General features: G+C 57.9%; 1 protein-coding gene. It reads right to left on the reverse strand.

Annotated features, from left to right (window positions below; translation table 11 throughout):
• Nucleotides 1–40: 40 nt before the first annotated feature.
• The coding region (locus tag HOP58_RS22890; protein WP_234261936.1) for a transposase at nt 41–299 on the reverse strand (259 nt) is incomplete at its 5' end.

The raw sequence follows: 299 nt of genomic DNA on the forward strand, positions 1-299 counted from the left end.
GCCTAGATACCATCTCTCCTAACCGGCCACAAATGCCCCATCAGGCGGTTTGTGGCCGATATTCGGTTTGCGTCTTGAGGACCCCGTAAGCGATATGGATCAGCTTACGCATTGCCGCCCCCAAGGCCACCATCTTGCTCTTGCCGTTTCCTGTAAGCCGTTGATATAACGCCGAGATATCGGGATTCCGCCTCAGCCCAACGACGGCTGCCATGTACAGGCTCTGCCGTAGTTTCGGATTGCCGGCTTTCGACAAGCGGGGACGCCCGCGTACGGAGCTACCCGATTCCCAACTGACG

The organism is Halomonas sp. MCCC 1A11062, from assembly GCF_021404355.1.
In the GTDB taxonomy this organism is placed as follows: domain Bacteria; phylum Pseudomonadota; class Gammaproteobacteria; order Pseudomonadales; family Halomonadaceae; genus Halomonas; species Halomonas aerodenitrificans.